At 69.8% G+C, this 14,066-nt stretch carries 13 protein-coding genes and 2 pseudogenes; 6 read left to right on the top strand and 9 right to left on the bottom strand.

All coding sequences use genetic code 11. The features are described 5' to 3' along the window. Positions 1-86 precede the first annotated feature (86 nt). Together IH50_RS0133350 and IH50_RS0133340 are read left to right on the top strand one after the other, a co-directional pair. Positions 87-1,016: a class I SAM-dependent methyltransferase gene (locus IH50_RS0133350; protein ID WP_078914183.1), complete on the top strand. Its 930-nt coding sequence runs from the start codon at positions 87-89 to the stop codon at positions 1,014-1,016. A gap of 514 nt (positions 1,017-1,530) precedes the next feature. Continuing rightward, positions 1,531-1,833 (top strand): hypothetical protein, encoded by a 303-nt coding sequence (locus IH50_RS0133340; protein WP_420709157.1) that lies wholly within the window; start codon positions 1,531-1,533, stop codon positions 1,831-1,833. 160 nt (positions 1,834-1,993) lie between these two features. Here IH50_RS0133340 and IH50_RS0133335 read toward each other — a convergent pair whose 3' ends face one another. The 5 genes and pseudogenes from IH50_RS0133335 to IH50_RS42200 form a co-directional block, all read right to left on the bottom strand. After that, positions 1,994-2,905: an IS701 family transposase gene (locus tag IH50_RS0133335; RefSeq protein WP_037873344.1), complete on the bottom strand. Its 912-nt coding sequence runs from the start codon at positions 2,903-2,905 to the stop codon at positions 1,994-1,996. 200 nt (positions 2,906-3,105) lie between these two features. Beyond that, positions 3,106-4,584, bottom strand: coding sequence for a hypothetical protein (locus tag IH50_RS0133330; protein ID WP_030870986.1), 1,479 nt, complete (start codon positions 4,582-4,584; stop codon positions 3,106-3,108). Between the two features lie 321 nt (positions 4,585-4,905). After that, a complete protein-coding gene (locus tag IH50_RS38170) occupies positions 4,906-6,054 on the bottom strand; it encodes a ParB/RepB/Spo0J family partition protein (RefSeq protein ID WP_037873342.1) in 1,149 nt (382 codons plus the stop codon). After that, positions 6,051-7,316, bottom strand: a complete 1,266-nt coding sequence (locus IH50_RS0133320) for a ParA family protein (protein ID WP_030870980.1) — start codon at positions 7,314-7,316, stop codon at positions 6,051-6,053. Before IH50_RS0133320 ends, IH50_RS38170 begins: the two co-directional genes overlap by 4 nt. 218 nt (positions 7,317-7,534) lie before the next feature. Continuing rightward, a pseudogene (locus IH50_RS42200) lies at positions 7,535-7,639 on the bottom strand (IS5/IS1182 family transposase); the annotation flags it as partial. Positions 7,640-7,733: 94 nt separating this feature from the next. Between IH50_RS42200 and IH50_RS0133315 the strand changes: the two are divergent. After that, on the top strand, positions 7,734-8,465 hold the full coding sequence (locus IH50_RS0133315) for an alpha/beta fold hydrolase (protein ID WP_030870978.1): 732 nt from the start codon (positions 7,734-7,736) through the stop codon (positions 8,463-8,465). 477 nt (positions 8,466-8,942) lie between these two features. On the opposite strand, the pseudogene IH50_RS40355 reads toward IH50_RS0133315, so the two are convergent. Beyond that, positions 8,943-9,242 (bottom strand): annotated as a pseudogene (locus IH50_RS40355) (SUMF1/EgtB/PvdO family nonheme iron enzyme); the annotation flags it as partial. A gap of 21 nt (positions 9,243-9,263) precedes the next feature. Between IH50_RS40355 and IH50_RS0133310 the strand changes: the two are divergent. Then, the gene (locus IH50_RS0133310) at positions 9,264-10,070 is read left to right on the top strand and encodes a hypothetical protein (protein WP_030870975.1); all 807 of its coding nucleotides are present in this window, start codon (positions 9,264-9,266) and stop codon (positions 10,068-10,070) included. Here IH50_RS0133310 and IH50_RS0133305 read toward each other — a convergent pair. After that, entirely contained in the window at positions 10,046-10,456 is a 411-nt protein-coding gene (locus IH50_RS0133305; RefSeq protein ID WP_051767548.1) for a winged helix-turn-helix transcriptional regulator, read from the bottom strand. The two genes, IH50_RS0133310 and IH50_RS0133305, sit on opposite strands and share 25 nt — an antisense overlap. A gap of 95 nt (positions 10,457-10,551) precedes the next feature. Here IH50_RS0133305 and IH50_RS0133300 point away from each other — a divergent pair, with 95 nt between their 5' ends. Next, positions 10,552-11,442, top strand: coding sequence for an NAD(P)-dependent oxidoreductase (locus IH50_RS0133300; protein ID WP_030870968.1), 891 nt, complete (start codon positions 10,552-10,554; stop codon positions 11,440-11,442). Positions 11,443-11,512: 70 nt separating this feature from the next. Here the strand turns inward: IH50_RS0133300 and IH50_RS0133295 are convergent, their stop codons facing one another. Further along, complete coding sequence (locus IH50_RS0133295) at positions 11,513-12,055, bottom strand: hypothetical protein (protein WP_030870966.1); 543 nt, start codon at positions 12,053-12,055, stop codon at positions 11,513-11,515. Between the two features lie 2 nt (positions 12,056-12,057). After that, positions 12,058-12,714, bottom strand: a complete 657-nt coding sequence (locus IH50_RS0133290) for a hypothetical protein (protein WP_030870962.1) — start codon at positions 12,712-12,714, stop codon at positions 12,058-12,060. Between the two features lie 552 nt (positions 12,715-13,266). Between IH50_RS0133290 and IH50_RS0133285 the strand changes: the two genes are divergently transcribed. Then, complete coding sequence (locus IH50_RS0133285) at positions 13,267-13,866, top strand: hypothetical protein (protein WP_051767547.1); 600 nt, start codon at positions 13,267-13,269, stop codon at positions 13,864-13,866. Positions 13,867-14,066 lie beyond the last annotated feature (200 nt).

Raw genomic sequence — 14,066 nt, 5'->3', positions numbered from 1 at the left:
CGCGCCGGGCAGCACCCTCGGCCATCATCTTGCGCAAACCGGGATGCTCCGTGCTGTGGACGCATACCCGCCCTAGCGTGAAGAGCATGAACCACACCCACACCCCCCACCACGGCGCTCCGCACGGTCACCACCACGAGGACGCGACGGACGGCCAGGCGGAGATCCTCGACCTGGACGCCGAGGTCCTCGCCGAGCACACCGCCTCCATCACCGCATGGCTGCCGCTGCGGACCACCCCCCACCACATCGTGGACCTGGGCTGCGGCACGGGCGCGGGCACCTTCGCCCTCCTCGACCGCTTCCCCGGCGCGCACGTCACCGCCGTCGACGCCTCCGCCGAACATCTGCGACGTCTGCGCACCAAGGCACGCGCCCGCGGCGTCCAGGAGCGCGTGCGCACGGTACGGGCCGACCTCGACGAAGCAGCCTGGCCCGATCTCGGCTCACCGGACCTGATCTGGGCGTCGGCCTCGATGCACCACATGGCCCGACCCGACCGCACACTGCGCGACGTCCACGGCGTGCTCGCGCCCGGCGGCCTGTTCGCCGTCGTCGAACTGGCCGGCCACCCCCGCTTCCTGCCCGAGAACGCCCCCGACGACCGGCCCGGTCTGGAAGAGCGCGTCCACGCCGCGGCCGACCGCCGCCAGGCCGCACACATGCCCCACCGCGGCGCCGACTGGGGCCCGATGCTGACCGCCGCCGGATTCACCGTCGAGGGCGAACGCACCATCACCGTGCACCTCGAAGGCTCGCGCGGCGAAGCGATCGGCCGCTACGCCACCGGCGTCCTGCGGCGCATCCGCAGCGCCACCGCGGACATGCTCTCCCCCGAGGACCTCACCGCGCTCGACCGGCTCCTCGACCCCGGCAGTCCGCACGGCATCGCGCGCCGCGACGACCTGACGGTACGCACCGAACGCACCGTCTGGGCCGCCCGCCGCGACGGCGTCGGTCACCGGCCCTCCGGCCGGGCTTCGGGGCCGACCCGCTCGGCGACGAGCCGCCGGTAGCCCGGACACCGGGTGACGTCTTCGTACGCACAGTCCAGGCCGCCCTCGATGAGCTCCAACGAGACCTGGGCCGCCGCGATCCTCGACCGGAGGCTCTTCGGCCGCGGGACGCAGGATCTCGTGCCGGGTGGCGCGGTCGACGGTCGCGGACAGGCTCCTGATGGTGTCCAGGCCGAGGCCGGCCTCCTTCATGACGAGGATCGTCGCCACGCGGGTGAGGTCGTCCGCACCGTGAGCACAGTACCGGCTTCGGGGTGTCGGTAAGAAAGCTGTCACCAGCCGCGAACGAGGGGCGTCATGTTCGGTGACGCGCGGCGGGGGTGCGCTCGGCGACATGACAGGTGACGGCCGCGCCGGGAACCGCGATGCCGAAGAAGTGCGTTTCCTGGGTCAGGTGAGAACGGTCCGGGACAATGCGAAGTGACAGGCCGTCAGCCGTCCGGCGGCGGATGTATCGGAGCGAGGGGGAGCCGCTGTATCGCAGGGGTGGAAGATCACGGTCATCGTGCTGGCGGTGGCCGGCGTCCTGTCCACACCGCTGATCTGGCTTCTGGACAGCCCCGGGGCGGGACAGCTGGCCGGGGCCACGGTCCAGGCCGCCGTCGGCATCGCCGCCCTGGTCTGGGCCCTGTTCCAGCGTCCGTCCTCTGCCGGACCCACAGATAGAGCCGTCCGGACCGGGGAAGCCAGCCGCGGTGGCATCACCGGCATCCGGTGGCCCGGCGGGCGGGGCCGTGGCACGGCGACGGCGACAGCCGAGCGCACAGGAGAGGCCGACGGCGAGAACTCCGTCTCCGGCATCGACTACTCGAACTAGTACTGCAACGGTGCTTGTGCTGATTGCTGACCAGTTCAGGGACTGTGTCCGCGTCGCTTGTAGTGACTGACGCGGGCTTGGTGCCGGCGTCGTCGTCGCCAGGTCGACCAGTGCGGGATGTGGTCGACCGGGGTGGGCCGGCGGTCGGTGAGTCGGGTGATCAGGCGTCTGATCTCGGCGAGGCTGAGGTGGATGAGCTGGGAGGATCCGTTTCTGCTTTGTCCGCGTCCAGCTGGCGGGCGCGCAGGACGGTCAGGCAGGCGTGGGCGGCCATGGCCAGGGTCATGTGGCGGTGCCAGCCGGGATAGCGGCGGACCTGGTAGTCGTCCAGGCCGCACTCCTGCTTGGCGGTCTGGAAGCATTCCTCGACCGCCCAGCGGCTGCCCGCGATGCGGATCAGCTGATCCAGGGTGGTGCCGGCGGGGCAGTAGGCGATGGAGTAGGAGATCTCCTCGGGCCTGCTCACACTGCGGCGGGCCAGCACCCAGTGCCGACGATCCGGCCGGTGGCGGCGGACCATCGCTTTGGCCATGGCCACCTTCGTGGTGAAGCCGACCGTGTCGTCGATGCCCGCCCGACGGCAGCGGTCCCGGTCGTCCGTCCAGGACGTGGGCAGATACAACCTGCGGTCGATCAGGGTGCGTCCGCGGCTGGTGGCGTAGGCGAGGAACACGCCGATCTGGCTGTTCTCGGTGCGTCCGGTGGTGCCGGAGTACTGCCGCTGGACGCCGGCCGAGCGGATGCCCTTCTTCAGGAACCCGGTGTCATCGACGATCAGGACGGCATCCAGGTCTCCGAGGTGCTCCACGATGTAGTCGCGCACGTCCTCCAGGACCTCGTCGGCGTCCCACTCGATCCGGTTCAGCAGCCGCTGAATGCGATCGGGACCCGCATGCCCGGCCTCTTCCGCAAGCGTCCAGCCGTTCTTCCGCTCCAGCGGCGCGATCAGCCCCCGCATGTACGCCAAAGCGGATTGCCGTGGCTCCTCCCGGTTGAACCGGTGCACGAACCGCTCATGCAGAGCGCTCAGTTCACCCGCCCACAGCCTGACATCAGCAAGGTCCCCACCCATGACCACACCAACGAACAAGCTGGCCAACAGTCACGGCAAACACCGTTGCAGTACTAGCCCCCAGACCCGCCCCTTCGCTGCGCCCCGGGAGTCCTCCGCTCGGGGGCGCAGCCATACAGGTGCAACGCTCCGAGCGCTCACTCCGTTCATATGACATCGAGACGTTGACGCTGGGGGCCACTGAGATACCAGGAGGACTTTCACAACCCTGCCAGGGTGAGGAGCTGCTGCATGTGGTCGGGCGGCAGGCCGGGGTGGCCGGCCGCGGCGGTCGCGACCCGTTCCGACGGGTCGGCCAGCAACCGCGTCAGCTCGCGGACCGGAAGCCGGGGACGGGTCGCGATCGTGTGGCGCACGGTGGGGTCGGGGTCGGCGGCCAGGCGGCGGACGAGTTCCACCGGCAGGCCGGGGTCGCGTGGAGCCAGTTGCCGCATCCTCGGGTCGGGATCGGTGGCCAGGCGCCGGAGGACGTCCGCCGGGAGGGGGAAGTCGTCCGCCGGACGCCAGCGGGTCCTCTTCACCGGGCGGTAGGTGCGGTCGATGCGTTCGGCGGTGGCCGCGTCGACCAGGTCCCGGGCGTGCAGGGCCATGGCCGTACGGACGCCGCTGTCCTCGTCGTCGAGCAGCCGGGCCACGACCGGTGCGGGGAGGGCGTCGGACATCGCCGCCGAGGCGCGGAAGCAGGCGTAGGGCGAGTCCACGTACGGCAGGGGATCGGCGGTCACCCACGGCAGGCGCAGTGTCCGTAGCTGCACATGCGCCATCTCACTCAAGATCTGCAGTTCGAGCGCGTCGTCGTCCAGGCCGGCGTGGGGATCGGTGAGCCAGTTCCTCGGGGGCACGTCGGACAGGAGCCGTGCGTGGATCGCGGCGCGGGTCGGCTCAGGGGTGTCCGGGCGTGCGAAGACGCGGAGTCTGACCTGCGGGTTGAGGTCTTCGGCGAGGACGTCGCGCAGCGACGGCGGGAGGTCGGGGTGCCCGGCGAGTTCCTCCCGCACTTCAGGGGCCGGGTCGTCGGCCAGTCGGCGGGCCGTGTCGGTGTCGAGGGTGCAGTGGCGCACCGCCCCGGCGCGTGTGACCGGGTCGGCCAGCAGCGCCGGGAGCAGGTCGGCGGGCGGTACGGGGTGAGGAAGCCGCGCGTAGTAGGTCGCGCAGGCTCGTGCCCGCACCACGTCCTCGGGATCCGTCAGCAGGGTCCGGCGTATCGGTTCCGGGGCCTGCGTCCACCAGTGGGCGAGCGTCGCCCGTACCTCCGGTTCCGGGTCGGCGGCCAGCCGGGCGCGCAGGTCCTCCGGCATCCGGTCGCTCTGCGCCAGTTGCTCCCGCACCCGCGGCTCGCCGTCGCCGAGCAGCCGCTCGAACAGCTCGCGCGGTGCGCCGCCGTCGGCGCCGACCACCACGGCCTTCCGTACCGCCGGATCCGGGTGCTCGGCGAGCGTCATCCGGAAGGTTTCCGGCAGGCTGCGGTTGAGTGCGAGCGCATGCGTAAGCCAGTGGTCGTCCAGGGCGATGATCTCGGCGATCATGCCGTCGGTCAGATCCGGGCGTCCGGCGACACCGCGACGGCTCTCGCGATGGGCGAAGAGGCGACGGACGTACTCGGGCGGCAACGCGGGATTCTCCGCGAGTCCTTCCAGCACCCTGTCCAGGTGAACCGGCGGCGGTACGGCATCCGACACGGCGCATGACCCTTCTGGCTCGGCGAATCGACCGCCGAGTCTTCCATGCGCGGTGCCCGCCGCCCCTGGTGCGAGGGGCCCGGGCGTCCGGCAGGGCCCGTATCGCTCCGGCTCCGCTCACCGCCGCCGCCGTGCGGACCGGTGCGGGTGCGGACGGTGGCCCAGTCGTCCAGGCGGTAGACGGTGGAAGGTGCAGGCGCGGCTGTCCTCCGAGCGCGTACGACCGGGGTGGGAGACGGCTGGGGCCGGTCCCTCGGAGGAGGGGCCGGCCCCATGGTGCGGTAGCTGCTCGGTCAGGTCGGCCAGGGGCCGTGACAGGGTTCAGCTGGTGTGGGCGGTGTGGCTCTCTCTGTGCCTGATGAGCAGGTCCAGCATCTTGTCGAACTCCTCGGGCGGCATCTTGTGGATCAGGTGCTGCGCCGCGTACACGCCGTCCTGGTAGGGGAACCGCTTCGGCTGCTCTCCCGCACTGGCCGTCGTCGCGGGAGCAGCGGCCTGCACGGGAACGGATGGTGTGTCCTTCTCCGTTTCCCTGGCGGGCGACTCGTGCTCCGTGGCCGTCGGTACGGAGGCCGCGGGTTTCCCCGTGGTGACGGGTTCCTCCGGTGCCGGGGACGGTTCGGCTGCTTTGTGGTCGTGTGGTTCGCCACCGCCCACGGTGTCGGTGATTACGCCGTAATCACCGGAGGGGCTGCCTTCCGAGCTTGCGGGCGTGCCGGGTACCAACTGCGTTCTGTGCTCCGCGAAGGTGCGTACCTCCTCTTCCTTTCGTGCTCTTTCGGCCTTCAGCTCCTGCAGAGCCGCCTTCTGTTGGTCTGCCGGTTTGTTGCCGACAGCTCGCAGCAGGTCGATGGGTTCCTCGCCGATGCGTGCCTGCAGCTCGGGGACGAGGTTGAGCAGGGCGAGACGCTGTGACACCCAGCCCTGGGAGCGGTGGAGGCGCTTGGCGAGGGCTCTCTGGCTTCCGTGGATGGCCAGGAGCCGTTGGAGAGCGCGGGCTTCGTCGAGTTCTTCGAGGTCCTGCCGGTGGATGTTGGCGACGAGGGCGGACTCGAGGAGTTCCTCCGAGGTGGTGCCCTGGTCGTCGCTGACCATCACCTTGACGGTGGTGAGGCCGGCTTCGCGTGCGGCGGCGAGGCGGCTGCTGCCGTCGATGACGACGTGGGTGGTGTCCGGTTCGAGGTCGGCTTCACGGTCCGGGTTGGCTTTGACGTAGGCGTCGCGGTTCATGACCGTGATCGCCTGTTTCTGGCCGTGGGTCCTCAGGCTGCCGGCAAGGTCGGTGAGGTCTCCGAGGGTGGAGCGGGGGTTGTCCGGATTGGGGCTGATGCGTTCGACGGGGAGTTCCGCCGGTGGGGCGACGCCTTCGGTGGGCACGCCGGTCGCGGCAGCGACAGCCTGGCGGCGTGCGCTGACGGGACGTACTCCCCCACCGAATCGGCCGGCACCGAGCTGGTCGGCCTTGCTCACAAGACCTCCCTGGCGAGCGCACGCATGCCGACTGCCTGCTGTGATTTGGGTGCGTAGGACAACAGGGGTGCCTTCACCCGGACGGCTTCTTTCTGTTCCTTGAGGTCTCCGATGAGGCCGACGACCCGTGGATCCTTTATGTCCACCCATCCCTGGAGGGACGAGGTGGCGATGTAACCGCGGCGGGAGTCGTACAGATTGACGACGATGCCGAGGTAGTCGATGTCGACCTGAAGGTCGCCGCGGAGGTCGTCGATCTGCGTGGTGAGCAGTTCGTACGCGTCGGCTGAGCTGTCTTCTGCCTGGACGACGATCAGGGCGCCGGACTGTCCGGGGGTTTCTCCGTCGCGGCGGCGGCCGTAGTAGGCGGCGGCGTCCATGCTCAACCCGAGGCTGGGCGGGCAGTCGACGATGATTACGTCGTAATCAGCTTCGAGCGGGGCGAGGGCTCGCTCGAGTGCGGCTTCCCGGGCGCGCACGGCGGAGAGGCGCACGTCGAGCAGGAACGCGTCATTGCAGGCGGGCAGCAGGTGGAGTCGGCCGTTGAAGGTGTCGTCGTCGATGGAGACGATGAGGTCGCCCAGGTCGCCCTTGGGGTCACCTGCCATGTGGTTGGTGAGGCTGTCGCCGTTCATGGGCAGGGGTGCGGCACCGAGCTGGTTGGTGAGGTGGCACTGCGGGTCGAAGTCGACGAGGAGCACGCGCATTCCGGGGCCGGGGAGGTTCTCGATGTCGAGTGGATCGTCGTCCGGCTCGGCTTCGTCGGGGTGAACTTCGCTGGCGCGCAGTGCTTTGGTGAGGGCTTTGGCGACGCGGACGGGCTGCAGGGTGTCGGGGTCCTCTGCCAAGGCCTCGCCCAGACCTGCGGTGATCGCGGTCTTGCCGACTCCGCCTTTCTGGTTGCAGACGACGATCCGACGGGTGATGGAGGGCCGCTCGATGTCCGGGGCCGGGTGGGTCTCGAGCCACAACTGGACGGACTGGGCGAGGCCCTGGATGAGTGAGACGCGTCGATCGGCGGCGATCCGCCGGAACCCTTCCCACTGGCCGGGGGGCAGGAAGGTGGCGAAGGAGTCGGCGCCGGCTGTGTCAACCGCCGCGGTGGCGGAGGCCAGATCACACCAGGCGCTGATGCCTTCTTCCACGGCGGCCTGGATCTCGATGCCGCGCTGAGCGGCTCTGACTTTGAGGTTCTGCCGGAGCCATCCCGGCAGTTTGGAGACGACCTTCTCGCGGTCGCTGGAGGTGGCTGGCGAACTCATGCGAGACACCATACTAACGTTCATGATCAATCAACACATCGACACGTTAGTTAGACCAAGTTGATGTGTGCACATGGACGCCTGGGTGATTACGGCGTAATCACCCAGCACACCGACCAGACACGGACCCACCGGCGATTACGGCGTAATCACCCAGCGCGCCAACCAGACACGGACCCACCGGCGATTACGGCGTAATCACCGACAGCGGTAGGTGCGCGCCGACAACCGAGGGGCGAGTACGCCTCATCGCCGCCGACGTGGCCGGGCCGGATGCGCGGTCGTCCACCGGCCTGCCGGGACACGCGGATCTCTTCCAGGAGTGAGCAGCCCCGCCGACCAGCATCTCCGCGTCTCAGCGCCGGGACGGCTCGCCGGTAGAGTCGGTCCGAGGAGAGCGCTGATCTGGGGGGACTCATGACGGCAGCGGGTGCACCGCCCATCATCCTCGTACACGGAACGCGGTTCAGCGCGGGACAGTGGAGTCCACAGCTGGCCGCACTCCAAGAGGACTTCCCGGTAGCCGCCGTTGACCTACCAGGCCACGGCGCCCGCTCGGCTCAACCCTGGAGCCTGAACGCAGCGACGGAGATCATCGCCTCCGCGGTGGACTCGCTCGACCGCGGGCCGGCTCTGGTCGTCGGGCACTCACTCGGCGGATACGCCTCGCTGGAGTTCGCGCGGCACCACCCCGGGCGACTGCGAGGGCTGGTCCTTGCCGGGGCCAGCGCCTCGACCCGTGGCCCGTGGGCAACGCCGTATCGGTGGGTCGCCGGGCTCGTCCCTCGTATACCGGCGGACCGGCTGACCCGGTGGAACGACCGGTTGCTGCGCCGGCTCTATCCGCCCGAGGTGGTGGAGGCGACCATCCGCTCCGGCTATGCCTTCCACACCCTGCCGGCCGCCTGGGGCGAGGTGCTGGGCCGCTTCGACGCGGAAGCGATGCGCCATGTGGCCGCTCCCGTGCTCATCCTGAACGGCGAGAGGGACACTCTCTTCCGGTCCGGCGAGATGGACTTCGCCCGCGCGCATCCGAACGCCCGCGTCGAGCTGATCCCGCGGGCAGGACATCTCGCGAACCTCGACGATCCGGATGCCTTCACCGACGCCGTCCGCCGCTTTGCTCGGCAGCTGTCTGTTCGCAGCTGAGCGCACCGGAACCGGATCCCGCCAGGGCTGCCCGAGCGAGCACGGCAGGACCACGAACGCTCAGGCCGACCAGATCCGCCGGTTGTGGCCGACGGCGACGCCGGATTCGAGGTTGCGCAGTCCGGCGCGGCGTCGGAAGCGCGGTTACGATCAGATCGCGCGCTCACTGGCCAACACGGTGCCGCCCGGTCACGCTCCCAACAGGGCGAACGGTGCCTGATACGGCGCCAGGCGCTTGCCACACGCCCTCCCCCGGCGCTGACGCCGCTCCCCCGGCGCGGGTGATTACGTCGTAATCACCCGCCTGCCCCGCCGCACATCGCATGAGCGCTGAACATCCTCCGTGGCCTCTTCCCTGCCCGTCAGGAGCACGTGTCGGTGTCCCCCGGAATGCGCACAGATCGGTACGGCCGAGGATCCGCGGTCTCGAGGGGCGCCGTCCGTCATGCGACGCCGACACGATGTCCGGTTCCACGCGGCCGGTGCCGCCGGGCGGAAGCCCACGCCGATCGCTTCGAGATCCGGTTCGCAGGCACCGTGCCGGCGGGCGCAGCGGGCCAGGTCCCGGTCGTGGCGGAACGAGCCGCCCCGGGTGATGTGCCCGTCGAAGGCCCAGTCCTCGGTGGCCGGTACCACGGCGGACGCGCCCGGGCAGGGGGCGTAGAGGCTCGACCACCTCAAGTTCTGTCCGGCCGCCGGGCCAAGATGTGCGGGCCACGGCCGTCGGACGGAAGCGAGCCCTGCTCCGCACATGAGGCCACGAGCAACGCCGGTCCGGCGACGCTATAGCCTCCGCCTGTGACCAACCGCCGCAGTCGGACCGAGAGTCCTCGTCCCCACGAGCTGCCCCACCATCGAGCGATCCTGGAGGGTACGGACTGGGCGTCGCTCGCCACCGTGTGCGGGACGGGCGGGTCCCTGCCGACGGCACTGGCACGCTTCATCGACCCCGACCCGGTCGTCAGGACGGTCGCCGTCGACGACGCGCTCAGGGAAGTGACCCACCAGAACACCATCTACGAAGCCACCGTGCCCGTGGCGTGTTACGTCGCGGCCGTCCTCCACCATCCGGTCGTCGCGTCAGGCGACTCCGGCACCGATGCCGGCACGCCACCGCACCGCCCGGCCGTCGTGAGACTGCTCGAGTGGCTCGGTGACACCGCCTACGACGCCGACGACGAGTGCGTCGCCATCAGCGAACGCCACTGCGGCGAGGGGTTCCTCGCCGAGGACAGGGCGATGCGCGCGTTCCGGGAGCTGCGCCCGGCGCTCTTCTCCGCTGTGCGTCCTCTTCTCGACCACGACGACGCGCAGGTACGCGAAGCCGCTTTCGTCGCTGCGGTCCCCCTGGCGGAGCACCCCGCGCTCGCCACGCACCGGGCCGAGCTGGCCGGCCACGCCCGTCGTCTGCTGGCCACCAGCACCGACCGCCACCACCGGGACCGTGTCCTGGCCGCGATGAAGGCGTGGGGTCACGACACCGGCGGCCTGGAGAACGCGGACGACATCGCGGCCCGCGAGCGTCACGCCCGGCTCAAGGCGGAACGTGAATCCTGGTGGGCGGCCGACGGGACGGGCGGCTACTCCGACAGCCCGCCCTTCTGACTCAGGGGCACTCGGCACCCCTGGACATCCCGCTGATCGTCCAGCCCTTGGGCGGTCGTCCGCTCGCGTCCCCAGGCGGCCAGTGGCTGGAGTGCGTCGTTGAGGTGCTTGCCGTCCTCGGTCAGCGAGTATTCGACGCGGGGCGGCACCTCGTCGTAGGAGACGCGGTGCACGACACCGTCCGCTTCCATCTCCCGCAGGTGGGAGGCGAGCACCTTCTCGGTGATCCCCGGGAGCAGCCGGCGCAGTTCGCCGAAGCGGCGGTGGGGGTGCTCGTGGAGCGCCCAGAGGATCAGCACCTTCCACTTGCCGCCGATCACCTCCATCGCGGTGTCGATCCCGCAGACGTGTCCGTCCCGTGTGCCCGGACGGTTCAGTGTCGTCATGCCCACCCCTCTGACGTGCTCGCTCACCCCGGGGTAACCACCCACTCCGAAGTGCGTACTTGATCACCTCCGGGTCTGCTTCCAGCCTAGTCGGCATGGCACAGACCCCTGTTGAGAAGACATCCGTCACGCTGCTGGGCCTCGGCGCGATGGGCACCGCGCTGGCCCGTACCTGGCTCGCCGCCGGCCACCCGGTCACCGTCTGGAACCGCACTCCGGCCCGTTCCGCACCGCTCGCCGCCGAGGGGGCGAGGGTCGCGGACGGTGCCGCTGCCGCCGTCGCGGCGAACACGCTGGTCGTCGTCTGTCTGCTGGACGACGCCTCGATCGGGGAGGCGCTGGACGGCACCGACCTGGCCGGCCGGGACCTGGTCAACCTGACCACCAGCACCCCGGCCGAGGCCCGTGCCCGCGCCGAGTGGGCCCGCGAGCGCGGCGCCCGCTACCTGGACGGCGGGATCATGGCCGTCCCTCCGATGATCGGCGTCTCCGAGGCCGGCGGCTACGTCTTCTACAGCGGTTCGCGGGAGGTGTTCGAGCGGTACGCGGAGACCCTGCGTGTCCCGGCCGGCACCACCTACGTCGGTGAGGACGCGGGCTTCGCGGCGCTCCACGACGTGGCCCTGCTCAGCGCCATGTACGGGATGTTCGCCGGGGCCGCGCACGCCTTCGCCCTGATCCGCAAGGAGGACATCGACCCCGCGTCGTTCGCGCCGCTGCTCGCCGACTGGCTCACCGCGATGGCCCCGTCCGTTCACCAGACCGCTGATCAGTTGCGCAGCGGCGACTACGCCAAGGGGGTCGTCTCCAACCTCGCGATGCAGGTGGCCGGCACACCGACCTTTCTGAGCACCGCCGAGCAGCAGGGCGTCAGCACGGAGCTGCTCTCCCCCTACTTCGCGTTGATGCGCCGCCGTCTGTCCGAAGGCAGCGGCGAGGAGGGCCTGACGGGCGTGATCGACCTGCTAGTACGCGCGAGACGGTAGACTGCTTTCCGAAACCTGGACACAGTGAGGCCCCCGCTTCGGCGGGGGCCTCACTGGTGTGCCGGTCGTGTCACGGGCGGGATGGCCTCCGCCGTGAGCGGTCGCGGGCTGTCGAGAGGCTCAGTACCTCCGCCGTTCCCTCGGGGGCTGCCTTCGCCGGCGTCAAGGAGCCGGGCGCACTCCTGCGGCTCAGGCGCTTCTCCTTCTTCTCCTGCTCGGCCCGGGCGACGGAGGCCTCGTAACGCTCCTGGTAGTCGTCGACGTCGAGACGGTCCGCGGGGTCGAGTGTGCCGATGGCCTCCAGGTGCTCGGTGACGCTGCGCGCGCCACTGATCATCGGGTTGAGGAGGTAGATGCCCTTGGCCTGGCGGAACACCAGCTTGGCGAGGATCAGGGCCTGCAGGCCCCGTCCCACCATGGAGCGGTGTACGTCCAGGGCTTCGGCCAGCTCCTCTTCGGTGACCAGGCAGCGTCCTCCCGGCTCCTGGGTTCCCAGGAGCCGGAAGAGCACTCGGTAGGCGATCCCCGGCATCGCGGGCATGTAGGCGAAGCCGTTGAAGGTGCCGTATGTCAGCTCCGGCGGCTCCGGGTTCGCAGACGCTGCAGTCCTCATCCTCACGCCTCCGGCTTCTTCTCCGTACGTTTGCGCTTGCGCGTCCTCGACGATGGTTCGGGTAGTTTCGCACCTGGAAGGGCCATGTCTCTGAACTCCTCCGGAACGCCGGGGTCGAGTACGAGCTCGTTGAGCAGGCTCAGCTGTTCCACCTGGACCTTGACGCTCTTGGCCACCGATCCGCGCACGGGCTTCTCGATCAGCCGGTAGCCGCCGCGCAGGGTCACCGCCGGCTGGAGCTGGATCGACCCCTTTTTCGGAGAGTAGGCCAGCCCCAGTCTCTTCAGCTTGGACTGGGCCCGTGACACCTGGGCCGGGTCCATGTCCAGCTCGGCGGCGATCTCGGCCTGCTTGAGCTCGACGGCTCCTCCTACTTCCTGGCTTCCCATCAGGTAGAGCAGCACGCACAGGGTCACGTTGTCGTCCCTGAAGTACCTGGCGGCCCAGCGCAGGAACTCCAGGCTGTCCTGGGCGAAGTACTTGCCGACGAAGTCGCCCGCGGTGACCGGGGGTCTGAGCTCTGCCGTGTGCCCGACGGGCAGCTCGACGAGGTTCTTCCTCGGACCGAGCGCGCCCGCGTACGGGCTGCTGGGGCTCGGCGCGCGGGGCGGGGATGTGCCGGGAACCCGGCGGGGGTCTCCATGGGGCTGTGCGGACATGGCGCTCCATGCTCCTCAAGATCGAAACCTAGACGCGGAGCACAGTAGTAATTGCGCAGATAGATAGCAACGACGCGACCTATCTGCGCGTTACGCGTCGCGAACATGACTCAGGAGTCATGTTCGCGACGGTTCCGGAGGCCATCGCGGAATTGCGCAGATAAGTCGCAATGAATACGGGGCAACGTGACTCCACGCGCAACTTCCGAAGCCTCAACATGACGTGGGAGTCATGTTCTGAGGCTCTGTCACCCCCTCTGACCTGCGGAAACGTGATCCGTTCTCTTCTCTATAAGTGCGGGCCGTGTCTGCTTGCTCTGCTTGAGCCCATCCTGGGAGACCGATCCTGGAAGTCATGCAGTCGTCTTGACCCGGACCTCCAGCACTCCCCGCCCCTCTTGGACCCGCACCACCGAAAGTCAGCCACGACGGTGCCCGCACCCGGACGATCAGGCGCGCGTGTGTCTCCAGCAACCCCGTTCCGGTCCCAGCCACGCTGCTCTGTCTCCAAGGGCCACGACGGTGCCACGGGCGCATGAGGAGAATGAGGCGGTGAACCCTCGTGACCTCGAACTGACCCTCGCCGCCGCTCGCGCCGTCGGCCCCTGTCCGCCGGGGGAGGAGGCCGCCTGGACCGAGCGGGTCCGGGCCAGGGCCGTCCACCTCTACACCCTCGCCGACACGGTCGGGCAGGACCTTCAGCGCCTGGACGCCGCGAAGCAGTTCACGGCGACCCTGCTCTCCGTGCGCATCGAGGCGACGAGTACCCGCGGGCTCCTGGTCGTCCGCAACACCTCCGGCGAGCTGGAACGTCTGCGCACCGACCGTGGGGACACGGACGCGGGCCGGGCGATGATCGAGCGTGCTCGGACGCTGGTCGGGCACCGGCTGCGCGTGTACCGCCTCAACGAGCAGATGGCCTCCAACGCCAAACTGCAGGTCCGCACCGTCGTCCACCTGGCCGACCACGGCCCGGACACCGACCCCGTGCACGAGCACAGCGCGAAGGAGAACGTGCTGGCGGCGGCCGAGGGTGACAAGGAGTCCGCCCGCCGGGCCTGGCTGGAGGCCGGCCTGCCCGAGACCGGTTCGGTCACCGTGCTCCAGCTTGCCGAAGCCCTGGCCCAGCTGCCTGTCGCCGACGTGCTGTAGCCCCGGCTGGCCTCGTTCCGGCCGCGTTCTCGCAGACGGGTCCACGTCGCGGCCCGAGGCCGGCTCTCCGCGCCTACGGGTCGGTACGCCGTCGGCCCCTGGGGGCCTCCGGTGCACCGACGGGGCCCGCGGGTGCTCGGGCGACCGCGGCTCGTCGAGGATTTCAACGAATGCGTGGCTGATGCCGGCACGGGCTGATG

Source organism: Streptomyces sp. NRRL S-37 (assembly GCF_000721605.1).
Lineage (GTDB): Bacteria > Actinomycetota > Actinomycetes > Streptomycetales > Streptomycetaceae > Streptomyces.
The sequence above is the reverse complement of the archived record's forward strand: the minus strand, read 5'-3'. Positions and strand labels throughout refer to the sequence as shown.

Excerpts from the sequence above, each read along its gene's own strand:
- IH50_RS0133350 (WP_078914183.1), top strand. The coding sequence starts at position 87 with ATGAACCACACCCACACCCCCCACCACGGCGCTCCGCACGGTCACCAC.
- IH50_RS0133335 (WP_037873344.1), bottom strand. The coding sequence starts at position 2,905 with ATGGGTGGGGACCTTGCTGATGTCAGGCTGTGGGCGGGTGAACTGAGC.
- IH50_RS0133320 (WP_030870980.1), bottom strand. The coding sequence starts at position 7,316 with ATGAGTTCGCCAGCCACCTCCAGCGACCGCGAGAAGGTCGTCTCCAAA.
- IH50_RS0133315 (WP_030870978.1), top strand. The coding sequence starts at position 7,734 with ATGACGGCAGCGGGTGCACCGCCCATCATCCTCGTACACGGAACGCGG.
- IH50_RS0133305 (WP_051767548.1), bottom strand. The coding sequence starts at position 10,456 with ATGACGACACTGAACCGTCCGGGCACACGGGACGGACACGTCTGCGGG.
- IH50_RS0133300 (WP_030870968.1), top strand. The coding sequence starts at position 10,552 with ATGGCACAGACCCCTGTTGAGAAGACATCCGTCACGCTGCTGGGCCTC.
- IH50_RS0133295 (WP_030870966.1), bottom strand. The coding sequence starts at position 12,055 with ATGAGGACTGCAGCGTCTGCGAACCCGGAGCCGCCGGAGCTGACATAC.
- IH50_RS0133290 (WP_030870962.1), bottom strand. The coding sequence starts at position 12,714 with ATGTCCGCACAGCCCCATGGAGACCCCCGCCGGGTTCCCGGCACATCC.